This is a genomic window from uncultured Corynebacterium sp. (assembly GCF_902782855.1).
Classification (GTDB): domain Bacteria; phylum Actinomycetota; class Actinomycetes; order Mycobacteriales; family Mycobacteriaceae; genus Corynebacterium.
Window position 1 is genome coordinate 1 of sequence record NZ_CACZOO010000137.1, and the last position, 22,946, is coordinate 22,946.

Below are 22,946 nucleotides of genomic sequence, written 5' to 3' on the forward strand. Positions count from 1 at the left end.
ATGACGAGCTTCCGGGGGAACTGAAGAAGGCCTCCGGCCTGAAGGTCACCACCGTGTCCGGCGGCTGCTCCGTGGAACTCACCACCGAGACCGACGACCGGCGAGACACCGCCTCGACCTGTGAGGCACTGACCTCCGCCCTCGACGGTGCGGACATGCTGCGACGCGAGGACGCATTCAGGACCGGCCTGCCCCTGGGCGGCACACTGTGACATCTGCGACATCAGCTACATCTGCGACAACCCCAGCAACTGTGGCCCCTGTGACCCCTGTGACCCAGGAGCCCAAGGTGCCCCCGGCGCCGGCACCCATGCTCACCCTCGACAGTGTGTCCCGGGTCTTCGCCGACGGCAGCGGGCTGAAACCCGTCGACCTCACCGTCAACGCCGGGGAATTCATCAGCGTGCTGGGCCCGTCGGGCTGTGGAAAGTCGACCCTGCTGCGCTGTGTCGCCGGTCTGGAGACACCGCAGACCGGCACCGTCACCATCGACGGGAAGCAGGTCTTCCACGCTGGTCGTGCCAGTTCTGCTGGAGCGGACGGCCCAGCCGCCCCAGCCGACCCGGTCAGCCCTGCTCCACTGGACGTCCCGCCCGCGCGCCGCGGCCTGTCGATGGTCTTCCAGGACCTGGCTCTGTGGCCGCACATGAGTGTGGCGGACAACGTGGCCTTCCCACTGACGGTGCGGGTCCCCGGCCGACCGAAGTTGACGGCGGGGGAACGGGACCGACGCACCATCGAGGCTCTGGAGACCGTGGACCTTGCGGCGAAAGCCGACCAGCGGCCCGACACCCTGTCCGGAGGCCAGCAGCAGCGCGTCGCGATCGCCCGGGCGATCATCAACCACCCCCGGCTGCTGCTCATGGATGAGCCGCTGTCCGCACTCGACGCCTCTCTCCGTGAGCAGGTCCGCGCCGAGATCACCGACCTCACCCGCCGACTCGGCCTCACCGTCCTCTACGTCACCCACGACCAGGAGGAGGCCTTGTCGATGGCGGACCGCGTCCTCGTCCTCAACAACGGTGAGATCGCGCAGTTCGCCGCGCCGGCAGACCTGTACGAGCATCCGGCGGACGGCTTCGTCGCCGATTTCGTCGGCACGATGAACCGGCTCGACGGGCACCCGGCCTGGCCGCGGGGCCTGGCGGTGCGTCCTGAGCACGTCGCGGTCGCGACCCCCGACGACAGCATTGCGAATAGCGCAGCTGACGCAGCGGGCACAGCGGGCACAGCGGGCACAGAAAGCACAGGCCGCTCCAGGACAGTCTCCCTGCCCGCCCGCGTCGATTCCTGCCGCTACATCGGAGGACGCTACGAGCTGCGCTGTTCCCTCGACGGCTCCCCACGGCCCTGGCTGCTCCACGCCAGGGACGAGCACCCGGCGGGCTCCACGGTGACACTGCTCGTCGCCTCCTGACCATGCCTGACCATGCCTGACCATGCCTGACCGTGCCTGACAGTGCCTGACCGTGCCTGGCAGTGCCTGACCCCACCTGACGAACCCCTGACGAACACCGACCCAAAAGGACCTCCATGCGCATCCGACGTTTCACCCGCACCGCCACCCGGCACGTCACCGCCCTGCCCTCTCCCCGCACCGTCACCGCCGGTGTCGCCCTCGCGGTCGCTGCCGCCGTCCTCACCGGCTGCGGCTCCGTCGACGGTGATTCCGGGGACGCCACCACGGCGTCCGACGATGTCGAACAGTGGACCGCCCCCGAGGGCCTGTCCGGTGACCTGACCTACTACTCGGCGAACCCGCAGGGTCTCACCGACGACCTCGTGTCCGCGTTCGAGGAGAAGACCGATGTCTCGGTCAACGTCTTCGCCGGTGAGACCGGGAAAATCACCGCAAAGCTCAAGGCTGAGAAGGACAACCCCCAGGCCGACCTGGTCTACCTCGCGTCCTGGTCGGCGGCACAGTCCCAGGCCGCGACCGGCGGGTACGAGAAGTTCACCCCGGAGCATGCGGACGAAGTCCGGGACGGGTGGGCGTCCTCCACCGGGCAGTTCACCGGACGCGACGGCTCGGCCCTCGCACTCGTGTCCAACACGGAGGCCCTCAACGGGGCACCCGTGCCGGAGGACTGGGAGGATCTGACCGACCCCGCCTACAAAGGCAAGGTCATCATGCCGGACCCGCGGGAGTCCGGCACCGCGGCCGATCTCATTGCCGCGATGGTCGACACCTGGGGCGAGGACCGCACCTGGGATCTGTTCGACCGGCTCTTCGACAACGGTATGCAGGTCCAGGGCGCCAACGGCCCGGCGCTGGACGCCGTCACCTCCGGTTCGAAGGCTGTCGTCTTCGGCGGGGTGGACTACTCTGCCTACGCTGCGGCGAAGAAGGGTGAGCCGCTGGAGGTGACAACCCCGGCGTCCGGCACGACGATCACCCCGCGCCCGGTGCTGATCTCCGACCGGTCGGACAACCTCCCGGCCGCCGAAGCCTTCGTGAACTTCATGTTCTCCCCGGAGGGTCAGGCCATCAGCGCCGACAACCACATGATCCCCGGCGTCGGCGGTACCCCGGCCCCGGCGGACGGCACCGACTACGACGACACGAAACAGCTGACCACAGACCTGGACGGTCTCGCGGAGACGTCCGGCGGTGTCACCGACGCCTTCGTCTCCCGGTACCTGTCGTGACCGACCTTCGGCAGCGTCCGGCGTCCGGTGTGCGCGACGCCCGACGGACCGGACGCGGTGCGCGGCGTCCGGCGCCCTCTGCAGCGCCGGTGCTGCCGGTCCTCCTCGTTCTCCTCGTTCTCCTCGTCATCGTCGCCGCCCCACTGGTGATGGTGCTGGTCACGGCAGTCACCGGCTATGACGGGGAACCGTCGGCACTCGGTGACCTCACCGACGGCGACCTGCCGCGCGTCCTCGGCAACACGGTGTGGCTGTCCACGCTCGTGGTCGTGTTCTCCACCGTGATGGCCGCACCGCTGGCCTTTCTCACCAGTTGGACGCCGATGCGCCGGCACTGGTGGATCGACCTGCTGGTGATGGTGCCGTTCATGACGCCCCCCTTCGTGGCGGCGATGGCGTGGATGGACATCACCCGGCTGGGCGGCGTGGCGGACATGGTCTTCGGCGACCTCGTGGGGTCCGCGGTGCGCGGGACGGTGAACTCGGTGTGGGGCATGGCGCTGATCATGTCCTGCGAACTGTTCCCCTTCCTGTACCTGCTGCTGCGCAACTGTCTGGACACGGTGCCCGCGTCGACGGTGGAGATGGCGGCGGTCGTGGGGGCGTCCCGGTGGACGCGGTTCTCCCGCATCATCGTGCCGCAGGTCATCGGCCCGTGGTCATTGGGCGCGCTGATCGTGTTCGTCCGTGCCGCCGGCGAGTTCGGTACGCCGGTCACGCTCGGCAACGCGATCGGCTTCGAGGTCCTGGTCTCCCGTATCCACCGTGACCTCACCATCGACCCGCTCGACTTCTCCTCCGCCTCGGTCGCAGCGAGCGTGCTGTTCACCCTCGGGGTCGGGATCTGGTTCCTGCAGCAGCGGATCTCCCGGGTGTCCGACGGTGGGGGACGGGTGCAGCGTCCGATGAGGGTGACGCTGCGTCGTGGTGGACGTGCCCTCGGTGGACTGTGGGTCGCGGTGGTGGCGCTGGTCGCCGTCATCGTCCCGTACATCTCGATCCTGCTGGGGGCCACGACGATCCTGCGGTCGAAGGCCCCCACCCCGGACAATCTCACCCTGGACTACTTCTCCATCGTTCTGGGGGACGCCCGGGCCCGGGAGGCGTTGACCACCTCCGCGCTGCTCGGCGCGGTGGGGGCGACGGCAGCGGTACTGCTCGGACTGGCGGTGGTGCTGGTCACCACGCTGCGAACCCGACGACGTGCGGAGCGGCAGGACGCTGGGCTGTCGGGTCCGTCGCCGTTGACCAGGATGACCCGCCTGACCGATTTCCTGTCGGTCGCCCCGGAGACCGTGCCGGCGATCGTGCTGGCCATCGGACTGATCTTCCTGTGGAACGCCCGGTGGCTGCCCGCGACCCCGTACAACACCCCGTGGGTCCTGGTCATCGCCTATGCGGCACTGTTCCTGCCGATGGTCGTGCAGAACATCAGGACCTCGGCCCAGGCGGTCTCCCCGTCAGTGTTCGAGGCGGCGGCGGTGGCCGGGGAGTCCTCCTGGTTGTCGTTCCGCCGGGTCACCCTCCCGTTGCTGGTCCCGGGTCTTGTCGCCGGCTGGTTGCTGGCCTTCCTGACCGGGATCCGGGAGCTGGTGATGTCCTCACTCATCCGGCCGAGCGACATGACGCTCCTCTCGCCGTGGATCATGGGGCAGTTCGATCAGGGGCACCGGGCGGAGGCGATGGCGATGACGGTGATCGGTGTGTTCAGTTCTACGGTGGTGCTGCTGGTGGTGCAGCTGTGGCTGCGTCGACGGTCGGTCCGGTGATCCGGGACATGGCACAGGACAGGACCCGGGCTGTGACCCGTGTCGCGGCCCTCGCTGACATCCACCTGGGCCATCCGGACGCGCCGGGCCTGGACTGGGCTCTGTCCGCCCTGCGGGACGCCGCGGCGCAGGGCGCGGACGTGCTTGTCCTCGCCGGGGACCTGATCGACCGGAATCACGCGGACGAGGCGACGGTCACACAGACGGAGCAGCTGCTGCGGCAGGCGGCGTCGACCGGTCTCCCGGTGATGCTCACCTGGGGCAACCACGATATCTCGGCCCGGTTGCCGGAGCGGTTGCCGACCGTGGCCGGAGTAACTGTCGCACCGCGCACTTCGGTTCTGACTCTGACGACGGGGACACGGGAAACGCCGGGGACGACGCCTCGCGTATTGACGGTGCACATGACCTCGGTGGACGCCGACCCTGATCCACGCCGGCCGGTGTCGGGCTTCCCGGTGGCGGACGGCCCAGGCCCGCACCTGGGAATCCTGCACACCAGCCTGACCGGTGAGTACAGCCGGAAACCGTGCCTGCCGACGACCGTGGCTGAGCTGGAGTCGCGCGGGTATGGCCGGTGGATCCTCGGCCATGTGCATCATCGCCCTCCTGTGACCGAGACGATCGGCTGGGTGGGGATGGGAAACCTGCTGGTCGTCGACCTGTGACGGTAGTCATGGGGTGGCTGGGTGGCATCTGGTCCCGCCCAGCGGCATCCCGTCCTGTCGGGTGACGCCCCCCACGCGACAGGTAGCGATGCCGCTCCGCAGGACGGGATGCCACCCGTACACCCGCAGAAACACCAGAGCTCATCGTGAGAGCACCGGAGCTCATCACCAGATCAGCACCTCCGGTTCAGAGCTGCGGAGAGGCCCCAAGGAGAAGTTTCGCGGAAAGTATGTTGTTTTGGCTACCCTTCCAATAGTAGACCTGTAGTGTGCGCTACAACACAGTCTGAGAGCCTCGCGCCGACAGGCCGTCACCAGACCGCACACCCCACCACGGAAGGTTCGACCACCATGACCGCATCACTCACCACCACCGACTCCACCGACGCCACCGACGCCACGCCCGACACCATGCCCGGCATCACCGACGCCACGATCGTCGGCAACTCCCTGGCCCACGGACACACCCCGACCGACCCCGCCCCCTTCACCACCACCCGCCCTGCAGTCTCCCCGGCCGGTACCCGGACCACCCGGGCCACCCGACGATCCGCCCGGGCACACCACCCGGGGCGGGATGCCCGGACCGCCGTCGTCGACGCGGCGTCCTCCCTGGTCTCCGACGGCGGATTCGCCGCAGCGACGACCCGCAACATCGCCGAGCTCACCGGCTTGGCGTCCGGCGCCGTGGAACGGCAGTTCAGCACCCATGACGACCTGCTCGCAGCGGTTTTCCAACGGCTCGCCGCCGCCGAACTCGCCGCCGTGGACCACGCGTCACGCACCCGCAGGACCACAGCGCGCGACCGGCTCACCGCCCTCGTCGACACGTTCGCCACCCGTGCCCTGCACGGCCGGCACACCGCCGAAGCGCTGCTGTTCGAACCTGTGGGCGCGCGGGTGAACCAGGAACGGCTGACCTGCCGGCGTCAGTATCATTCCCTGATCGTCGGCGTCATCGCCGACGGTGTCAGCACCGGTGAACTCCCCGCCCAGGACCCCGGGACCTCGGCTCGCGCCGTCACCGGCGCCGTCGTCGAGACCCTCCTCGGCCGCCTCTCCCCCGCGGTCCCCTGCGGCACCGGCAACGGCGACAACGGCGGCAACGGCGACAGCCGTGGCGGACGAAGCGCCACCCCCCTGATCGACGAGGTCACGGCACTCGTGCTGCGCCTCGTCGGTGCCTGAGCACGGATGACCGGGACTACCGGTCAGTGCCCCGCCGGCGTGTCCTCGGACCGGACAACCTCGACCGGTCCGCGCTTCGCGTCGATCTTGAAGATCACCGTCATGATGAGAGCGACAACGGCCAGCGCCACACCGAACCAGAACGCGATCGTCACACCATCGGTGACGAAGCCCAGCGGATCCGGGAGACCCTCAGGGGTCGTCGCGGAGGAATGGGACGCGCCGATGCCCATGATGGCCACGAACAGGGCGGTACCGGCGGCACCGGCCAGCTGTTGCAGGGTGTTGAGAATCGAGGAACCGTGCGAGGACAGCTTCACGTTGATCGAGCTCAGGGCATTGGACATCAGCGGGGTCATCATCATCGCCATGCCGGCGTTGAGCACCATACCGTCAAGGATGAGGTACCAGATCGAGGTGTCCTCGTTGACGAAGACCATCAGACCCATCGCGATGACGAGCAGGGCGGCACCGGGGATGATCAGCGGGCGGGTGCCCTTGGCGTCGTACGCGCGGCCGATGAACGGGGCCATGACGCCCTGGAGGACGCCACCGGGCAGAGTCACCAGGCCGGTCTGCAGGGCGGAAAGCCCGAGTACCTGCTGACCGAAGATCGGCATGAGAATGATGAAGCCGAATAGAGCGCAGAAACCGACGAGCAGGATCGCGACCGAGAGGTTGTACTCACGGGACTTCAACGGGGAAATGTTCATCAGCGGGGCAACAGCCTCGCCCGCCTCCTGCGCCTTCAGCAACGCAGACTGACGACGGAAGAAGACGGTGAGGACGAGGACGCCGATAGCCAGGAAAATGACGGACTGCGTCGGGAAACCGTCGGCCAGTTCGGAGAGCTTGGACAGACCGTAGATCGTCGAGGCGAAACCGAGGGCGGAGAGCACTGCGGAGAAGACGTCGAACGGGGGTCGGCTGGTCGGAGTCAGTGCACGCATCTGGGCACCGCCGAAGACGAGCGCGAGGGCACCGAGGATGATCATGGTCCCGAAGATCCAGCGCCAGGACGCGATCTCCAGGACGACACCGGCGTACGTCGGGCCGACAGCCGGGCCGACAGCCATGACGATGGCGACGACTCCCATCATCGCGCCGCGCTTCTCGACCGGGATGAGGACCATGATCGCGGTCATCAGCATCGGCATGATGATCGCGGTGCCGGCGGCCTGCACGATGCGGGCGACGAGCAGCACCCAGAACTCCGGGGCGAAGGTTGCGATGACGCTGCCGACAACGAACAAGGCCAGGGCCGTGATGAACAGCACGCGGCTCGAGACACGGGCCATGAGGTAGCCGGTCATCGGGATGACGACCGCCATGGTCAGCATGAAAGCGGTGGTCAGCCACTGGGCGGTGTCCGCACCGACATTGAATTCGACCATGAGGTCAGGCAGGGCGTTCGACAGGGTCGTCTCATTGAGGATCATCACGAACGCGGCTGCGACGATGATGCCGATGAGGAAGCCCGGACGGGCGGGGGCCGCCGGAGCGGAATTCTGGGGTTCAGACATAGTCTGGGGTATCACACTTTCCGTACACGGTCAGGGCACCGGGACTGCGGTGCATCAGTGGGGGAAGGCTCCCGGGAACACCGTGACCCCGGGTCATCATCCACGGGGTGGGTCTGTTCACCGATTACTTCCGACGTGCCGTCCCCGGACCGGACGGGGCGGCAGACACGGAGGAGAAGCCTATCACCCGTCCGGGGGTACACAAAATCCACAGACATGGCATAAGCGCAGGTGAACGACAGTTTACCTGCGTTCATCTGCGCTCAACGGGCACATGGTGCCGAGTTCACCGGGCCGTCCGGGCCACAACCGGGAGCCGCCCAACGACGGCACCGGCACCACCGCCCATCGACGCCCGGATCTCCGCCAACCGACTGGCCGCGGCCAGGTCCCGACCGGACTGTTCGATCTCCGCCATCCGCCCGGAGACGCTGCTCTCCGTGAGCTCCTGGGCACCGAGGGCATTGGCGTAACGGGCCTCGATCTTCGCGCGCACCCCGTCGAGTGTCGGCACGGAATCATCGGCCTGGATGCCCTGCATGGACTCCAGCGCCTGGTTGGAGGCCTCCTGCATCTTCGCCTGGTCGACCTGGGCGCGCAACTGGTCGATCTGGGCGAGCTGCTCCTGCAGGCGGGTGGCGGACTGCGCCTGCTGCTGCTGAGCCTGCTCGGCAGCCTGGCTGGCCTGCGCGTGGAGCTGCTTGGTCTGCTCGATCTGCTGCTCGACGGTGACCAGCTGGGTGGCGAAGATCTCGGCGGTGGACGCCAGCTCGTTGGCTTTGGCCCGGTCACCGGACGCGGTGGCGGCGTCCGCCTGTTGGATGGCGGTGCGGGTGTTGGCCTCCAGCGACCCGCGGTCTTTCGCCAGTCGGTCGAGCTGCATCTCGAGCTGGTTCCGGTTGCCGATGATCTTCGCGGCGGACGCGGTGATCTGCTGGTGCTGCTTCCTCGCGGCCTCGGTAGCCTGCTGGATCTGGACCTTCGGATCAGCGTTCTCGTCGATCTTCATGTCCAGGGACTGCATGAGGTACTTCCAGCCCTTGGAAAAAGGATTCGCCATGGTGACTCCCGGTTGTCGGTGAGATGTGGAGTGTGTGCTGTCCAGCATAAACACTTCCCGCATGCTGCGTCGGTGACCCCCACCGGCGACCACCGGGGACCGGCCGGTCATCCCGGGCCCGGAGGATCACCTCCGGCGATCAGCCCTCCTGGGGCTGCTGCTCCGCGACCTTCTGCCGGACCTCGTCCATGTCCAGGCCCTCGACCTGCGTGATCAGGTCCTTGAGCGCCTTGGGGGGCAGGGCACCGGCGTCCCGGTAGACGAGGATGCCGTCACGGAAGGCCATGAGGGTCGGAATGGACTGGATCTGCAGCCCGGCGGCGAGCTCCTGGTTGGCCTCGGTGTCGATCTTGCCGAACACGTGGTCCGGGTATTCCTCGGAAACCTGCTCGTAGACCGGGCTGAAGCGCTTGCAGGGACCGCACCACTCGGCCCAGAAGTCGAGGAGGACGATGCCCTCCTTGTCGATGGTGTCCTTGAAGTTGTCACCGGTGATGGTCCGGGTGCTCATGTCTGGTCCTTTCGCGAGAAGCGGTACAGGTGGTCCAACGCACCCGTCGGCGGCACTATTCCTGTTCCACCGTACCGGCAGATTCCACTGAACGTCGGCGCGGCACACTCCCGCCCGCTAGGCTGACCGCACATGAACGCCCCCACCCCTCCCCTGTTGAAACTCTGGCGGAAGTTCAGCGGCTCCGCCCCGCGGCGTGGCCTGTTCTCCCTGGGCTACGCCCTCAAGGCCCCCTACTTCCGCACCGTCGCCCCGCGCGTCCGCGAGGTCGAACCGGGACGTGCCGTCCTGCGCATCGGCGACTGGTGGGGTGTGCGCAACCACATCGGCACCTACCATGTCATCGCCGCACTCAACGGTGCCGAGGCCGCGATGGGCCTGGTCTGTGAGGCGACCGTACCGCCGACCCACCGGTGGATCCCCCGCGGCATGCGCGCCGACTACCCGGCCAAGTCCACCGGCGGCCTGACCGTCACCGCGACCCTCGACATCCCCGACTTCACCGCGATCACCCGCGAGTCCGGCGGCGAGCTGCACACGGTGAGGATCCGACTGCTCGATGATGCGGGGGTCGAGCCGGTCACCGCGGAGATCGACATCTGGATCTCGGCGAAGAAGCCGCACTGACGCCCACCCCCGTCTGTGCCACTCCCGGCGGCACCGCCGCCGCGCACGTACTCTCGTCAGGTGAAACACCACGTCCTTCTCCCCGAGAGGAAACACCATGTCAGACACTGATTTCGCAGGTAGGGTCGCCATCGTCACCGGCGGCGGCTCCGGCATCGGCGAGGCCGTCTCCGTCGAACTCGCCTCCCGCGGCGCGTCCGTCGTCGTCGCCGACATCAACGAGGACGCCGCGACCCGCGTCGCGTCCGCCATCACCGTCGACGGCGGCACCGCCGCCGCCTTCCGGGCGGACTCCTCCTCCGCCGACGACAACAAGGTCCTCGTCGACTTCACGGTGCGGACCTACGGCAAGCTCAACTACGCGGTGAACAACGCGGGCATCGGCGGGAACAACGCCCCGACCGGGGACATCGACCTCGACGACTGGGCCCGGGTCATCGGCATCAACCTCAACGGCGTCCTCTACGGCATGCGCCACCAGATCCCGGCGATGCTCGAGACCGGCGCCGGGGAGAGCGCGATCGTCAACATGGCGTCCATCCACGGCACCGTCGCGGCGATCGGGAACTCGGCCTACACCACCGCCAAGCACGGCGTGGTCGGCCTGACGAAGAACGCCGCGGCAGAGTACGGCCCTGCGGGCCTGCGGATCAACTGCGTCGGCCCGGCGTACATCGACACCCCGCTGCTGGCCCAGCTGCCTCCCGAGGCGAAGGAGGCTCTCGTGGCGAAGCACCCGTTGGGCCGCCTGGGCCGGCCCGGGGAGGTCGCCGCCCTGGTGCGCTTCCTGCTCTCCGACGACGCCTCCTTCATCACCGGCTCGTACCATCTCGTCGACGGGGGTTACACCGCGGTGTAGCCTCGACCGCAGAAGTTCGGTCACCGGTGTCGCCGGTGCCACGGCGGTGGGGCTCGCCGTACCCAACCTCGCATCTCCCCGACCGGGGAGGGCCGCGACAACAGTCCCTACCGACCGCACGTCCGTCGTGCCCGATGGTAGGAGACCTCTGTGCACAACCCGCCCCATCTGCGACCCCACCTCATCGCCGTCGTCATCGTCGGCGGCATGGTCGGCGTCGCCGCCCGCGAGGGCCTCATCCTCCTGTTCCCCTGGTCCGACGTGCCCTGGGTCGTCGGGGCGATCAACGTCGGTGGTGCGTTCATCCTCGGGCTCCTCCTCGACCTGCTGCCCCGGTTCGGCCCGGACACGGGGGGACGCCGCGCCCTGCGGTTGTTCGCCGGCACCGGTGTCCTCGGCGGATTCACGACCTACAGCGCCCTGGCGACGGACACCGCCTCCCTCACGTCGGACGGACTGCCGATCGCGGCCCTCGGCTACGCGCTGGGCTCGGTGATCCTCGGTGTCCTCGCCGCGGCGGCGGGGATGCGCGCGGCTGCGACGGTGCGCGTCACCCCGCGGGTGGAACTGACCGGGCAGGGGGATGGGCGATGACCCCGCTGCTCTTCTGCGCCCTGTGCGCCGCCGGCGGCCTCGGCGCCGGCGTGCGCTTCGTGGTCGACGGTGCGGTGAAGGCGCGGCTCGCCCGGCGGTTCACCGGCGGGGACGCCGCAGGCCTGCCGTGGGCGACCTTCCTCATCAACGCCAGCGGTTCCCTGGTCCTCGGCCTGCTCACCGGCCTGGTGACCGCCGGGGCACTGCCGGAGGACTGGCAACCGGTCATCGGCACCGGGTTCCTCGGCGGCTACACGACCTTCTCCACCGCGATGGTCGAGACCGTGAACCTGGTACGTCAGAACCGCCACCGGGCAGCGGCGCTCAACGGGGTGGGCGTGCTGGCGGTGACGGTTCTGCTCGCGGGTCTCGGCCTCTGGGCCGGGACACGGTTGGCCGGTTAGGCCTGCCGGCTAGGCGTTCTTCGTGGCGGAGATGTCGAAGTTCAGCTTGATCTTCTCGGAGACGAGGACGCCGTCGGTCTTCAGCGGGGCGTTCCAGGTCAGCCCGAAGTCGGTGCGGTTGATCTCGGTGGAGCCCTCGAAGCCGACGCGCGTGTTGCCCCAAGGGTCGACGACCTCGCCGTCGAACTCGAAGTTGACGGTGACGGGCCTGGTGACGTCCTTGATGGTGAGATCGCCGGTCACCACGAGTTCGTCGTCATCGCCGGCGGCGGTGACACTGGTGGAGGTGAAGGTGATCTTCGGGAAGTTCTCGACGTCGAAGAAGTCGGCGGACTTCACGTGGCCGTCGCGGTCGGCGTTGCGGGTGTCGATGGATGCGGCGTCGATCTCGACGGAGATCGAGGCTCCCTCCAGGCCGGTGCCGGTGGTGGCGGTGCCGGTGAAGTCGGTGAAGGAGCCGCGGACCTTGGTGACCATCGCGTGGCGGGCGGTGAAGCCGATCTCGGAGTGGGCGGGGTCGATGGTGAAGGTTCCGGCGTAGGCGTTGACGGAAGTCATGGTGTGGTCCTTTCGCGGTGATGGGTTGTGATGTTCTGGCATCATCCGTGGTCTCCCGCGGTGACGGGGTCCATGATAGACCCCATATAGTTGACGTGTCAACCATATATCCGGTGTGATTGAATGGTGACATGTCCCGCACCAGTCACCAGCCCCCCCAGGTAACCCGTTGGCTCTCCGACGAGGAGCAGCTGCTGTGGCGCCGGTGGTTGCAGGCCGGCGCCCGGATCCAGGCGAACCTGGCCCGCCAGATGCAACGGGACAGCGGACTCTCCATGGCCGACTACGAGGTGCTTGTCAACCTTTCCGAAGCCCCCGACCACCGGATGCGGATCGCCGCCCTGGCCGACCGGTTGCAGTGGGACCGTTCCCGGCTTTCCCACCAGATCACCCGCATGCGCAACCGCGAGCTGGTCGACCGGGAGGCCTGCGGCGATGACCGCCGCGGTGCCTTCATCGTCCTCACCCCGGCCGGCCTCTCGGCGGTCGCCGAGGCCGCCCCCGGCCACGTGGCCGCTGTCCGGGAACTGTTCATCGACCGGCTCTCCCCGTCCCGGGCCGCAGCACTCTCCGCCAGCCTGGGCGACCTCCTCGACCAGTTCAACCTCCCCCCGGGATGCCCCGGCGGGAAGTGACCCCGGATCAGGCCCCCGGACTGAGCTCCGAGAACCGCGAGTAGTGCAGCTGGTGGGCAACCCGCACCGTGCCGATCGGACCACCACGGTGCTTCGCCAGGATCAGGTCGGCCTCGCCGGCCCGCTCATGGTCACGGTTCTGTGAGTCCGGGCGGTTGATGAGGATCACGATGTCGGCGTCCTGCTCCAGCGAACCGGACTCACGCAGGTCGGACACCCGCGGCAGGGCGTCGTCGCCACGGGCCTCGACACCACGGTTGAGCTGCGAAATCGCGACGAGGGGAACGTCGACCTCCTTGGCCAGCAGCTTAAGCTGACGGGAGAATTCAGACACCTCCTGCTGACGCGACTCGACCTTCTTGCCCGAACTCATCAGCTGCAGGTAGTCGACCACGATGAGGCCCAGGTTGTGCTTCTGCGCCAGCCGCCGCGCCTTCGCCCGGATCTCGGTCATCGTCAGGTTCGGTGAGTCGTCGATGAAGATCGGCGCGTTCTCGATCTGGGTGACCCGCCTCGTGAGCTTCTCCCATTGGACGTCATCCATCTTCCCGCCGCGCATCGCCGACAGCGGCACCGCCGCCTCCGCCGAGAAGACGCGCATCATCACCTCGGATTTACTCATCTCCAGCGAGAACAGGACGGACGCCTTCCCCTGCTGGATGGAGCACGACCGCATGAAGTCCAGCGCGAGCGTGGACTTGCCGACACCGGGCCGTGCGGCGACGATGATCATCTGACCACCGCGGAACCCGTTGGTCAGCTCATCGAGGTCGTGGAACCCCGACAGGACGCCACCCTCACCGCCGGCGCCGGAGGCCAGGTCGTCGAGCTCGTCCATGGTGGACTCCAGCAGGTCCGCCAGCACCATGTAGTCCTCGGACGCGGACTCGTTGGTGATGTTGAACATCTCCTGCTGGGCCCGGTCGACCACGCTTTCCAGTTCCGCACCCTCCAGGCCCGAGTAGCCGTACTGGACGATGCGGGTGCCCGCCCCCACCAGCCGTCGCAGCACCGCCTTCTCCGCGACCAGGTCGGCGTAGTAGCCGGCATTGGCGGAGGTCGGCACCTTGCTCGACAGTTCGTGGAGGTAGGGGAGACCGCCGACCTCGTCGATGAGTCCGTTGTTGTCGAGCCTGCCACCGAGGATGACCGGGTCGACCTCCATACCCTCGCCGTAGAGCTCCAGCATGGTCTCGTAGATGGTGCGGTGGGCCGGGCGGTAGAAATCCTCCGGCTTGAGCCGCTCGACCACATCGGCGATGGCGTCCTTGCTCAGCATCATGCCGCCGAGGACGCCCTGCTCCGCCTCCACATTCTGCGGCATCTGGCGCATCGGCTCGCCGAGGCCCGAGAAGTCCGGGTTGCCGTTACCGCGGCCCCGGCCGCCTCTGCCGCCTCTGCCTCCCCGTCCGCCGGCGCGGTAGCCGCCGGAACCTCCGTCAGACCCCTCGTCCCAGGCCGAGGGCTCGGGGGGCAGCGGGGCGTCCCCGAAGCTCGTCGCGAAACTGTCCCCGGAGCTTCCCCCCGGCACATCGGCCGTGTTCTCCTGTGCACTCATGTGCCCACTGTAGACCGCACGCGAGGGTGCACTCCAGTTGCTCCGGTCCCCTGTCAGGCGCTCTGGTCCACAGAGTTGTCCACAGGCTGTTGTGGACAACTTGTGGACATGCGGTGCATATCGCGAAATCTCGCAGGTCGGCTTGTGGACAACATGTGGACAACTTTGCCCCGTGACGCGAGGTGACCGGCATTAATGCTGGTCACAGGCGTGGACGGCTGTGGATTGCATGGAATGGACGGGTGGACAACTTCGTGTCCCACCATCGAACTGCAGGTGAACGTACGTCTGTTTACATCACCGCAGGTCACATATGCGCATATTTTTCATTCTTTATTCAGTACGGTCGGTGAGTGTTGTCCACAGGGCAGAAAACACGACACGGACCTGCCCCGGTGTCTGGCCGGGAGAGGTCCGTGTCGTGTGCTGTTGTCGAAGTATGTTCTTCGGGGTCGCCCCCGTCCGTGGACGCGGTGTACGACGGCGGTCGGGTGTCTGGGCCGACCGTCCCCGGGTGTCTGGGCCGGGGGCCGTCACGCGTCGCGGTTCACCGTGGAGGGTGTACCGCAGGGAGGGCGGATAACGGTGGTGACGCCAGTTACTTGGCGACGACCTTGAAGTTCAGCGAAGCGACAACCTGCGGGTGCAGCTTGACGTCCACGTTGTAGGAGCCGGTGGCCTTGATGTCGCCCTGATTGAGGACGATGGTGCGCTTGTCCAGCTCACGCCCGCCGGCGGCCTTGACGGCGGCGGCGATATCGGCGGCGTTGATGGAGCCGAAGAGCTTGCCCTTGTCAGAGGTGCGGACCTTCACGGTCACACCCTGCAGGTGGTCGATCTCGGCCTTGACCTCGTGAGCGTGGTCGAGGTCACGGATGACCTTGTCGGCCTGCGCGCGACGGATGTTCTCGACCTGTGCCTCAGCACCCTTGGTGGCGGTGATCGCCAGACCGCGGGGGAGCAGGTAGTTACGGCCGTAGCCGGCCTTGACCTCGACGATGTCGCCCGGGACACCGAGGTTGTCAACGGCAGCGGTGAGGATCAGCTTCATTGATCCGGTGCCTTTCGTTGTTCTGGGGGTTTGCGAAAATGTCTGTGAAAAGTGATCACACGACAGATCAGAACGGGGGCTCGTCGCCACCGTCGAAACCGGAGGACTGCGGGGCGGAGCTCCAGGGATCGTCGTCGTTGGACGCATTGCGTCCGCCGAAGCCGCCCTGGTTACCCTGCTGCGGAGCCGGGGGACGGTTCTGGTTCCCACCGAAACCGCCCTGGCCGCCCTGGCCGCCACCCTGGTTCCCACCGGAGTAACCGCCCTGGCCGCCACTCCGGTTCCCACCGGAGTAGCCACCCTGGCCGCCACCCTGGTTCCCACCGTTCCAGTTACCCTGACCACCCTGACGGGGGGTCTTGGTGACCTGGGACGTCGCGTACCGCAGGGACGGGCCGACCTCGTCGACCTCGACCTCGAACACGGTGCGCTTCTCACCTTCGCGCGTGTCGTAACTGCGCTGCCGCAGACGGCCCGTGACGATCACCCGGTCACCCTTGGTGAGCGAGTTCGCCACGTTCTCCGCCGCCTGACGCCAGATGTTGCAGGCGAGGAAAAGAGCCTCACCATCCACCCACTGGTTCGACTGTGAGTCGAACCGGCGCGGGGTGGAGGCGACACGGAAGTTCGCCACGGCTGCGCCGCTGGGCGTGTACCGGAGTTCAGGATCAGCAACGAGGTTGCCGACCAGAGTGATCGGAGTGTCTCCCTGTGCCATGTGGTGTCTTTCCTGTCTTCGCTGGCGATGGTGAAATGGTGGGACCGGAAATCCGGTTGACCTGCGCCGTGAGGAGCCTTACTTGGCGTCCTTGCGCAGCACCTTGGTGCGCATGATGATGTCGTTCAGATTCAGCAGACGGTCAAGCTCCTGGACGGTAGCCGACTCGCAGTGCATGTCGACGACGGCGTAGATGCCCTCGGCCTGCTTGTTGATCGGGTACTCCAGGCGACGCTTGCCCCAGATGTCAACATTGTCGACCGTACCGTTTTCCTTGCGAACCGTCTCGAGGAACTTATCCAGGGACGGGGCAACGGTGCGCTCGTCCTGGGACGGGTCGATGATGATCATCATCTCGTATTGACGCACGGACCTCATCACCTCCTGTGGTCTAGTGTTTCGGCCGTGCCCCTGTTGGGCGCGGCAGGAGGGTTCGTTGCGTCAGCAACCGGTCCAGCATACGCTACGCCGCCCAGAACACCGCAATCCCCACCGGTATGAGCGTGATGAACACGACCGCCACGGTGAAGAGCCCCCAGATCACCGCGGGACGCCGCCGCGACATGAAGCTCTTGAACGACGCTCCGAAGAGCAGGAAACCGATGAACACGCTCACCATCGTCACGATGACCCCGGCGTCCGACACGGTCAGTTACCCCCGTTCAGGAAGTCCTCGATCATCTGCCCGACATCCGGCAGCTCGCCGCCACCGTTGCCGAAGCCGGTACCGTCGCCCGTCTCCGCCGGACTCGGGGTCTGCTCCTGCGGGGTGGACTCCTCCTGCCCCGCGCCCGTGCCGGAGCCCGTCCCCGCGCCGCCGGCGGAGGAGTAGCCGCCGGAGGTGTCGGCGGCCACGCCGCCCTTGAAGTTCTCCGCCGGCTCATTGACCAGCGCGGCATCCATGAAGGTCTTCCAGATGTCCGCCGGGGACTGGGAACCGTACATCGAACTGCCGTAGCGCATGTCGATCAGCGGCTGGTTCTCGACGTTGCCCATCCACACCGCCGTGGCGAGCTGCGGGGTGGAACCGATCATCCAGGCGTCCTTGTTGGCGCCCGTGTCACCCAGCTGGGCGGTACCGGTCTTCGCCGCGGACTGGCGGCCCCCCGCGAGCGTGTGCCCGTTGGAGTAGGCGGCGATCGGTCCCATGGCCGAGATCACGGCGTCCGCGGTGTCCGGGTTGATGACCTGGGTCCCCTCCATGGCGGAGTTGTCCAGCAGGACTTCACCGGACTGTGTCTCGACCTTCTGCACGAAGTGCGCCGGGATGTACTCGCCCCGGTTGGACAGGGTGGCCAGGACAGACGCCATGTCCAGCGGACGGGACTGGTACTGGCCCAGCGTGATGCCCTCGTAGGGGGCGCCGCCGTTCTCGGTGAGGGTCTGGTCGATCCCGGGGATCGACGTCGCGACGCCGAGGCGGTGGGCCATGTCGGCGACATCCTGCGCACCGCCGTTGAGACTCTGGGTCAACCGCACGAAGGTGGTGTTCAGCGACATCTTCAGTGCCTGCGCGAGCGAGCAGGTGCCGCAGGTCTCACCCGAGTCGTTGGTCACCGTGTTGTCGCCGGAGACGACGGGGGATGAATCGTACATCGCGGTGGTCGGGATGCCCTGCTCCACGGCGGCGGCCAGGGTGATGATCTTGAAGGTCGAGCCGGTCTGCAGGCCGGCGTTCGCCCAGTCGAAGCCGTTGGGGTCGTCCCCGCCGTAGTAGGCCTCCACACCACCGGTCTTCGGGTTGACCGCCACGCCGGCGGCCCGCACCGAGTCATCGTAGGAGTCCAGGCGCGAATGGACGGCGTCCACCATGTCCTGCTGCTTCGCGGCGTCGATGGTGGTGGTGATCCGCAGGCCACCGGTGTTCACCGCCTCCTCCGAGATACCGTTGGCCGCCAACTCGTTGAGGACCTGCGACTTGATAAGGCCGTTGGTGCCCTCGGCGACCGATCCCTGGACGACCGTCGCCGGGTCCACCGTCTCCGGGTACACCGCCGCGGTCCGCTGCGCCTGGTCGAGGGTTCCCAGTCCGACCAGGCCGTCCATGACGTAGTTCCAGCGCTGCTCGGCCTCCGGACGGTTCGTCCACGGATCCAGCTGGCTCGGCCGTTGGATCGCCGCGGCGAGCACCGCCCCCTCCTCGACCGTGAGGTCATGGACCGGCTTGTTGAAGTAGGCCTTCGCCGCGGCGTTGATGCCGTAGGCGTTGCGTCCGAAGTAGATGGTGTTGAGGTAGGCCTCGAGGATCTCGTCCTTGGACCACTCTCGCGTCATCTTGGCGGAGATGACCAGCTCCTTGCCCTTGCGGACCAGGGAACGCTCGTCACCGACCACCGCGTTCTTCACGTACTGCTGGGTGATGGTGGAACCACCACCGGCCGAATCGTCACCGGTGAGCTGACCGATCGCGGCACGCCCGAAACCGGTGACCGAGAAACCGCTGTTCGAGTAGAAGTCCCGGTCCTCGGCGGACAGCACCGCGTTGCGGACGTGCTCGGGGACGTCGGCGATGCCGATGTTCTCGCGGTTGCCCTCCGGTGGCACGATGCGGGCGATCTCGCTGGTGCCGTCGGCGGCGTAGATGTTGGAGATCTGGTTGTTCTGGAGCTCTTCGGGCTGCGGAACCTTCGTCACCGCGTAGGCGGCGAAGAAGGCGACGAGCGGCACGATGATGAGGACGGCGATGACCGAGCACACCGTCGTGACGACCCGCCGCCACTGCGGACGCCGACGTCGGGTCCGGACGCGGAGCTGCTCTCCGGCGTCACCCGACGCCGCCGTGCCGTTCACGTCCTCGTTCGAGCTGTTGTCGTTAGTCACCTAGCTTGTCTTCCCGTCGATGGCCGGACCCTGGTCGAGCGTGACTTCCCGCCCGGCAGGCCCGGATTCTGGCAGAACTCTCCCGGCAACTCCCCGGTACCGGTCCTCCCGGTGAAGATGGTTCCACCCGCACCGCAGGCAGACCTCCACCGTGTGGACGGTGACTTCCTCACCGGCCCGGAGGACAGACAGGAGCTGTCGTATCTCCGCAAGACTACGCGCTGTGCCTGACTTTTCCCCTATCGCGGTGCCGTGTATCCACTGAGTTTCCCGCAGGTCGGCACCGCAGACCGGACACGCCGGACCAGCGGGGACGCCGAGAACCTCGGCGGTCGCCCGCACTTCCCGGGTGGCGTCGCACACCGCCGCCCGGGTGATCTCCCCGCGGGCCAGTGCCCGCAGGGTGCGTCGCCGGTCCAGGTCGTGGTCCACCGAATGGTAGGGGACAGGGGTGTGGGTCATGCCCACCATCCTAGGGGCCACGTCCGGTGCGTCCCGGGCCCCGGGCTTGATCGGTCAAGACATCAGGTGAACCGGTCAAGACGCCGAAAAACACCGATCGACATGCACGTTTCCGACATCTCGTGGCTAAGGTCCAGAGCCATGACCGACAACACCTCTTCCAACATCAGGCTCGCCATCGTGGGCCTCGGCAACTGCGCCACCTCCCTCATCCAGGGCCTGGAGTACTACAAGGACACCCCGGACGACGCCACCGTCCCCGGCCTCATGCACGTCCGCTTCGGTAACTACCACGTCCGCGACATCGACCTCGTCGCCGCCTTCGACGTCGACGCCGACAAGGTCGGCAAGGACGTCTCCGTCGCCATCGAGTCCGGTCAGAACTGCACCATCAAGATCTGCGACGTCCCGGAGACCGGCATCACCGTCCGACGCGGCCGCACCCTCGACGGCCTCGGCAAGTACTACCGCGAGACCATCGAGGAGTCCACCGCACCGGAGCCCACCCACGACGACGTCGTCGCCGCACTCAAGGAGACCGGCGCCAACGTGCTGGTCTCCTACCTTCCGGTGGGTTCCGAGGAAGCCGACAAGTTCTACGCCCAGTGCGCCATCGACGCCGGCGTGGCCTTCGTCAACGCCCTGCCCGTCTTCATCGCCTCCGACCCGGAGTGGGAGAAGAAGTTCGCCGACGCCGGCGTCCCCATCGTCGGTGACGACATCAAGAGCCAGGTCGGCGCGACGATCACCCACCGCGTCCTCGCGAAGCTCTTCGAGGACCGTGGCGTGACCGTCGACCGCACCTACCAGCTCAATGTCGGCGGCAACATGGACTTCAAGAACATGCTGGAGCGTGACCGCCTGGAGTCCAAGAAGATCTCCAAGACCCAGGCCGTGACCTCGAACCTCCACGGTGAGCTGGCCGGCAAGATCTCCGACCGCAACGTCCACATCGGCCCGTCCGACCACGTCGAGTGGCTCGAGGACCGCAAGTGGGCCTTCATCCGCCTCGAGGGCCGTGCCTTCGGCGACGTGCCGCTGAACCTGGAGTACAAGCTGGAGGTCTGGGACTCCCCGAACTCCGCCGGCGTCATCATCGACGCGGTCCGTGCCGCGAAGATCGCCCTCGACCGCGGCATCGGCGGCTCGGTTGACCCGGCCTCCACCTACCTGATGAAGTCCCCGCGCCACCAGGTCAACGACGACCAGGGCCGCACGGACCTGGAGGCCTTCATCGCCGGCGACACGGGCGCTGAGCAGTAGCGGGACGTCACGGAGCCCCTCTCCCGGCCCTGGCCCGGAGGGGCCCACATTGGCCGTCCCAGTGTGACGGCCAGCATATTCTTCCAGAACATTCCGCCCGGGTGAACAATTCCTCCGCAGAACAGGTAGATTAGTTGCCATGACCGTCTCTTCCATCGGCGTCGCGAAGCAGCTCCGCCCGGTACTCACCCGCCTGTACCTGCTCTACTTCCGTCAGACCGCTACCTCAGCCATCAGCATGGCCCAGCTCTCGATCATGATGAACCTGCAGGACAACGGCCCCCTGCGCATCAGCCAGATCGCCGATCTCGAAGCCATCCGGATGCCCACCGCCTCCAACGCGGTGAACCACCTGGAGCAGATGGGCCTCGTCTCCCGCGTCCGCGACGTCAGCGACCGTCGCGGCGTGCGCGTCCGCCTCACCGAGGAGGGCACCCGCCAGCTCGCCAAGATCACCGACGAGCGTGTCGAGCAGCTCGCCACACTGCTCAACGGCCTCACCGACGAGGAGCTCCAGAAGGTCGAGAACTCCCTGCCGCTGTTCGACCGGGTCCTCTCCACCTTCGGACCCCACGTCAACGGCACCTCGACCGAGGAGCCTGCGGGGACCACCGACGGGGACGCAGCGAAGTAGCCCGTGGCCGACGTGAGCACCACCCGGATTCTCCTGGCCTGGCGTCCCGGCGACGGCGGCCCCGGTTCCGTCGGCGCGGACACCGCCGCAACCGTCGCCTGGATGGCGCGCAGTGGACCGTTGTCGGTCCGCCCGGTGTGCGTCATTCCCCGTATCTGGCCGGAGAACGCGGGTGACGGCCTCACCGCCGACCCGGCCACCCTGCACCACGTCAACGACTGGGCACGCGCGGAGACGGCGGCCTGTCTGGAGGACGCCTGCACCGCCCTGCGTGAGGCGGGCGTCCCCGACGAGGCCGTCGACACCGGGGTGTCGGACAACGCCGGTGGCACCGGCGCACCGCTGCTCTCGCACTCCGAGACCACGGCCCTGATCACCGCCGCCACCGACTTCGACGCGGACGTGATCCTCATCGGTTCCCGGGAGGACGCCCCGGCCGGCCGGTTCCGGGCCGGCGCCACCGCCGACGCCCTACTGCACTGCTCGCCGCTGCCGGTGCTCGTCGCGCCACATCTGCCGACCTTGTCGAGCCACGGTGTGACCCGGGTGACCTGTGCATACGTGGACACTGAACAGTCCCAGCAGGCACTGCGCCATGCCTCGGACCTCGCCGTGCGCTACGGAGTGCCGTTACGTCTGGTGGCCTTCAGCCCGGTCGGGACGACAATGTACCCGCCCCGTGTCCCCCTGCCCGGCGGCGCCGACCAGCTGGAGCGGTGGCGTCCCCAGGCGGAGAGCATCATCGACCATGGCCGTCGCCGCGCGCTGGAGCGCCACCCCGACCTCGAGGTCCAGACCGGTGTCGGCACCGGCGACGGATGGGCGGAAGCGATCGGCGACCTGCGGTGGAAGAAAGGTGACCTGCTGGTCGTCGGGTCTTCTGTCCTCGGTGCCTTCAACCGGGTCTTCATCGGGCCGTCGACGAACCAGATCCTCCGCCACTCCCCGGCCCCGGTGCTCGTCAGCGCCGTCTGAACCGGCGGTGTGTTTCCTTCCCGCCCGCGTTACGCTGGGAGCATGGATTCCATGAACAGCTCGCCGGACCTCATCTCCCATCTGGAGAAGGAGGACCACCGCGCCACCGTCCGACTGGCGTGGCGACTCGGTCTCGGGGTGCCTGTCCTCACCCTGCTGACGCTGCTGGTGTTCTGGCTGCTGACGGGGGATTCGGCGGCGACGCACATCGCCCCGATCGTCGTGTCGTTCGTGGGGGCGGTGGGGACATGTGTGATCACCAGCCGCAAATGGAGCCGGTACCATGCCTGGGCACCGCTGATGGGCGCCGTGTGGGCGCTGGTCCCGTGGTTCCTCCTGGTGGCGACATCCCTGCTGCCGAAGCTCATCCTGGGGAACTAGCGGACGGGGGCCGGCCCGGTGACGGCAAGCTACCGGGAA

The 22,946-nt window shown here is 67.5% G+C and carries 26 protein-coding genes; 15 read left to right on the forward strand and 11 right to left on the reverse strand.

What is annotated here, in order from left to right; genetic code table 11:
• From QZV72_RS06245 to QZV72_RS06270, 6 genes are all read left to right on the forward strand, one after another.
• On the forward strand, positions 1-212 hold a 212-nt coding region (locus tag QZV72_RS06245), incomplete at its 5' end, for a hypothetical protein (protein ID WP_297006366.1).
• Positions 213-262: 50 nt separating this feature from the next.
• A complete protein-coding gene (locus QZV72_RS06250; RefSeq protein ID WP_297006367.1) occupies positions 263-1,417 on the forward strand; it encodes an ABC transporter ATP-binding protein in 1,155 nt (384 codons plus the stop codon).
• Positions 1,418-1,533: 116 nt separating this feature from the next.
• Complete coding sequence (locus QZV72_RS06255; protein WP_297006369.1) at positions 1,534-2,649, forward strand: ABC transporter substrate-binding protein; 1,116 nt, start codon at positions 1,534-1,536, stop codon at positions 2,647-2,649.
• Complete coding sequence (locus QZV72_RS06260; RefSeq protein ID WP_297006370.1) at positions 2,646-4,418, forward strand: iron ABC transporter permease; 1,773 nt, start codon at positions 2,646-2,648, stop codon at positions 4,416-4,418. The genes QZV72_RS06255 and QZV72_RS06260 overlap by 4 nt, the downstream gene beginning before the upstream one ends.
• 32 nt (positions 4,419-4,450) lie before the next feature.
• Positions 4,451-5,086 carry a metallophosphoesterase gene (locus QZV72_RS06265; protein WP_297006371.1) on the forward strand — a complete coding sequence of 212 codons (636 nt, stop codon included), beginning with the start codon at positions 4,451-4,453 and terminating at the stop codon, positions 5,084-5,086.
• Between the two features lie 351 nt (positions 5,087-5,437).
• Positions 5,438-6,274: a TetR/AcrR family transcriptional regulator gene (locus tag QZV72_RS06270; protein WP_297006373.1), complete on the forward strand. Its 837-nt coding sequence runs from the start codon at positions 5,438-5,440 to the stop codon at positions 6,272-6,274.
• Between the two features lie 23 nt (positions 6,275-6,297).
• On the opposite strand, the gene QZV72_RS06275 is transcribed toward QZV72_RS06270, so the two are convergent.
• The 3 genes from QZV72_RS06275 to trxA all read right to left on the reverse strand — a co-directional run bounded on the left by QZV72_RS06275 (position 6,298) and on the right by trxA (position 9,368).
• Positions 6,298-7,797, reverse strand: a complete 1,500-nt coding sequence (locus QZV72_RS06275) for an MDR family MFS transporter (RefSeq protein WP_297006375.1) — start codon at positions 7,795-7,797, stop codon at positions 6,298-6,300.
• Positions 7,798-8,083: 286 nt separating this feature from the next.
• A complete protein-coding gene (locus QZV72_RS06280) occupies positions 8,084-8,857 on the reverse strand; it encodes a PspA/IM30 family protein (protein ID WP_297006377.1) in 774 nt (257 codons plus the stop codon).
• 139 nt (positions 8,858-8,996) lie between these two features.
• On the reverse strand, positions 8,997-9,368 hold the full coding sequence (gene trxA, locus QZV72_RS06285; RefSeq protein WP_297006379.1) for a thioredoxin: 372 nt from the start codon (positions 9,366-9,368) through the stop codon (positions 8,997-8,999).
• Positions 9,369-9,500: 132 nt separating this feature from the next.
• Here trxA and QZV72_RS06290 point away from each other — a divergent pair, with 132 nt between their 5' ends.
• The 4 genes from QZV72_RS06290 to QZV72_RS06305 all read left to right on the forward strand — a co-directional run bounded on the left by QZV72_RS06290 (position 9,501) and on the right by QZV72_RS06305 (position 11,852).
• Positions 9,501-9,995 (forward strand): hotdog fold domain-containing protein, encoded by a 495-nt coding sequence (locus QZV72_RS06290; RefSeq protein WP_297006381.1) that lies wholly within the window; start codon positions 9,501-9,503, stop codon positions 9,993-9,995.
• Positions 9,996-10,092: 97 nt separating this feature from the next.
• On the forward strand, positions 10,093-10,854 hold the full coding sequence (locus QZV72_RS06295; protein WP_297006383.1) for an SDR family NAD(P)-dependent oxidoreductase: 762 nt from the start codon (positions 10,093-10,095) through the stop codon (positions 10,852-10,854).
• Between the two features lie 150 nt (positions 10,855-11,004).
• Positions 11,005-11,448: a CrcB family protein gene (locus QZV72_RS06300; RefSeq protein WP_297006385.1), complete on the forward strand. Its 444-nt coding sequence runs from the start codon at positions 11,005-11,007 to the stop codon at positions 11,446-11,448.
• The gene (locus tag QZV72_RS06305; protein WP_297006387.1) at positions 11,445-11,852 is read left to right on the forward strand and encodes a CrcB family protein; all 408 of its coding nucleotides are present in this window, start codon (positions 11,445-11,447) and stop codon (positions 11,850-11,852) included. Before QZV72_RS06300 ends, QZV72_RS06305 begins: the two co-directional genes overlap by 4 nt.
• A gap of 9 nt (positions 11,853-11,861) precedes the next feature.
• Here QZV72_RS06305 and QZV72_RS06310 read toward each other — a convergent pair whose 3' ends face one another.
• Positions 11,862-12,410: a YceI family protein gene (locus QZV72_RS06310; RefSeq protein WP_297006389.1), complete on the reverse strand. Its 549-nt coding sequence runs from the start codon at positions 12,408-12,410 to the stop codon at positions 11,862-11,864.
• A 131-nt stretch (positions 12,411-12,541) separates the two neighbouring features.
• Here QZV72_RS06310 and QZV72_RS06315 point away from each other — a divergent pair, with 131 nt between their 5' ends.
• Positions 12,542-13,045, forward strand: coding sequence for a MarR family winged helix-turn-helix transcriptional regulator (locus tag QZV72_RS06315; RefSeq protein ID WP_297006391.1), 504 nt, complete (start codon positions 12,542-12,544; stop codon positions 13,043-13,045).
• 7 nt (positions 13,046-13,052) lie between these two features.
• On the opposite strand, the gene dnaB is transcribed toward QZV72_RS06315, so the two are convergent.
• From dnaB to QZV72_RS06350, 7 genes are all read right to left on the reverse strand, one after another.
• Positions 13,053-14,603 carry a replicative DNA helicase gene (dnaB, locus tag QZV72_RS06320; protein ID WP_297006393.1) on the reverse strand — a complete coding sequence of 517 codons (1,551 nt, stop codon included), beginning with the start codon at positions 14,601-14,603 and terminating at the stop codon, positions 13,053-13,055.
• A 598-nt stretch (positions 14,604-15,201) separates the two neighbouring features.
• The gene (rplI, locus tag QZV72_RS06325; protein WP_291473414.1) at positions 15,202-15,654 is read right to left on the reverse strand and encodes a 50S ribosomal protein L9; all 453 of its coding nucleotides are present in this window, start codon (positions 15,652-15,654) and stop codon (positions 15,202-15,204) included.
• Between the two features lie 67 nt (positions 15,655-15,721).
• The gene (locus QZV72_RS06330; protein ID WP_297006397.1) at positions 15,722-16,372 is read right to left on the reverse strand and encodes a single-stranded DNA-binding protein; all 651 of its coding nucleotides are present in this window, start codon (positions 16,370-16,372) and stop codon (positions 15,722-15,724) included.
• A 78-nt stretch (positions 16,373-16,450) separates the two neighbouring features.
• Positions 16,451-16,750 carry a 30S ribosomal protein S6 gene (gene rpsF, locus QZV72_RS06335; RefSeq protein WP_211213217.1) on the reverse strand — a complete coding sequence of 100 codons (300 nt, stop codon included), beginning with the start codon at positions 16,748-16,750 and terminating at the stop codon, positions 16,451-16,453.
• A gap of 85 nt (positions 16,751-16,835) precedes the next feature.
• Positions 16,836-17,018, reverse strand: a complete 183-nt coding sequence (locus QZV72_RS06340) for a hypothetical protein (protein ID WP_297006403.1) — start codon at positions 17,016-17,018, stop codon at positions 16,836-16,838.
• A 2-nt stretch (positions 17,019-17,020) separates the two neighbouring features.
• Positions 17,021-19,192 carry a transglycosylase domain-containing protein gene (locus QZV72_RS06345; protein WP_297006404.1) on the reverse strand — a complete coding sequence of 724 codons (2,172 nt, stop codon included), beginning with the start codon at positions 19,190-19,192 and terminating at the stop codon, positions 17,021-17,023.
• Entirely contained in the window at positions 19,193-19,654 is a 462-nt protein-coding gene (locus QZV72_RS06350; RefSeq protein ID WP_297006406.1) for a DUF5318 family protein, read from the reverse strand.
• 141 nt (positions 19,655-19,795) lie between these two features.
• Here QZV72_RS06350 and QZV72_RS06355 point away from each other — a divergent pair, with 141 nt between their 5' ends.
• The 4 genes from QZV72_RS06355 to QZV72_RS06370 all read left to right on the forward strand — a co-directional run bounded on the left by QZV72_RS06355 (position 19,796) and on the right by QZV72_RS06370 (position 22,907).
• Positions 19,796-20,917: an inositol-3-phosphate synthase gene (locus tag QZV72_RS06355; protein ID WP_297006408.1), complete on the forward strand. Its 1,122-nt coding sequence runs from the start codon at positions 19,796-19,798 to the stop codon at positions 20,915-20,917.
• A gap of 139 nt (positions 20,918-21,056) precedes the next feature.
• Entirely contained in the window at positions 21,057-21,551 is a 495-nt protein-coding gene (locus tag QZV72_RS06360; RefSeq protein ID WP_297006409.1) for a MarR family winged helix-turn-helix transcriptional regulator, read from the forward strand.
• Between the two features lie 3 nt (positions 21,552-21,554).
• The gene (locus QZV72_RS06365; protein WP_297006412.1) at positions 21,555-22,526 is read left to right on the forward strand and encodes a universal stress protein; all 972 of its coding nucleotides are present in this window, start codon (positions 21,555-21,557) and stop codon (positions 22,524-22,526) included.
• Between the two features lie 42 nt (positions 22,527-22,568).
• Entirely contained in the window at positions 22,569-22,907 is a 339-nt protein-coding gene (locus QZV72_RS06370; RefSeq protein WP_297006413.1) for a hypothetical protein, read from the forward strand.
• Positions 22,908-22,946 lie beyond the last annotated feature (39 nt).

Coding starts and splice junctions, on each gene's coding strand:
- QZV72_RS06255 (WP_297006369.1), top strand. CDS start 1,534: ATGCGCATCCGACGTTTCACCCGCACCGCCACCCGGCACGTCACCGCC.
- QZV72_RS06270 (WP_297006373.1), top strand. CDS start 5,438: ATGACCGCATCACTCACCACCACCGACTCCACCGACGCCACCGACGCC.
- QZV72_RS06275 (WP_297006375.1), bottom strand. CDS start 7,797: ATGTCTGAACCCCAGAATTCCGCTCCGGCGGCCCCCGCCCGTCCGGGC.
- QZV72_RS06280 (WP_297006377.1), bottom strand. CDS start 8,857: ATGGCGAATCCTTTTTCCAAGGGCTGGAAGTACCTCATGCAGTCCCTG.
- trxA (WP_297006379.1), bottom strand. CDS start 9,368: ATGAGCACCCGGACCATCACCGGTGACAACTTCAAGGACACCATCGAC.
- QZV72_RS06290 (WP_297006381.1), top strand. CDS start 9,501: ATGAACGCCCCCACCCCTCCCCTGTTGAAACTCTGGCGGAAGTTCAGC.
- QZV72_RS06295 (WP_297006383.1), top strand. CDS start 10,093: ATGTCAGACACTGATTTCGCAGGTAGGGTCGCCATCGTCACCGGCGGC.
- QZV72_RS06305 (WP_297006387.1), top strand. CDS start 11,445: ATGACCCCGCTGCTCTTCTGCGCCCTGTGCGCCGCCGGCGGCCTCGGC.
- QZV72_RS06310 (WP_297006389.1), bottom strand. CDS start 12,410: ATGACTTCCGTCAACGCCTACGCCGGAACCTTCACCATCGACCCCGCC.
- QZV72_RS06315 (WP_297006391.1), top strand. CDS start 12,542: ATGTCCCGCACCAGTCACCAGCCCCCCCAGGTAACCCGTTGGCTCTCC.
- dnaB (WP_297006393.1), bottom strand. CDS start 14,603: ATGAGTGCACAGGAGAACACGGCCGATGTGCCGGGGGGAAGCTCCGGG.
- rplI (WP_291473414.1), bottom strand. CDS start 15,654: ATGAAGCTGATCCTCACCGCTGCCGTTGACAACCTCGGTGTCCCGGGC.
- QZV72_RS06330 (WP_297006397.1), bottom strand. CDS start 16,372: ATGGCACAGGGAGACACTCCGATCACTCTGGTCGGCAACCTCGTTGCT.
- rpsF (WP_211213217.1), bottom strand. CDS start 16,750: ATGAGGTCCGTGCGTCAATACGAGATGATGATCATCATCGACCCGTCC.
- QZV72_RS06350 (WP_297006406.1), bottom strand. CDS start 19,654: ATGACCCACACCCCTGTCCCCTACCATTCGGTGGACCACGACCTGGAC.
- QZV72_RS06355 (WP_297006408.1), top strand. CDS start 19,796: ATGACCGACAACACCTCTTCCAACATCAGGCTCGCCATCGTGGGCCTC.
- QZV72_RS06360 (WP_297006409.1), top strand. CDS start 21,057: ATGACCGTCTCTTCCATCGGCGTCGCGAAGCAGCTCCGCCCGGTACTC.
- QZV72_RS06370 (WP_297006413.1), top strand. CDS start 22,569: ATGGATTCCATGAACAGCTCGCCGGACCTCATCTCCCATCTGGAGAAG.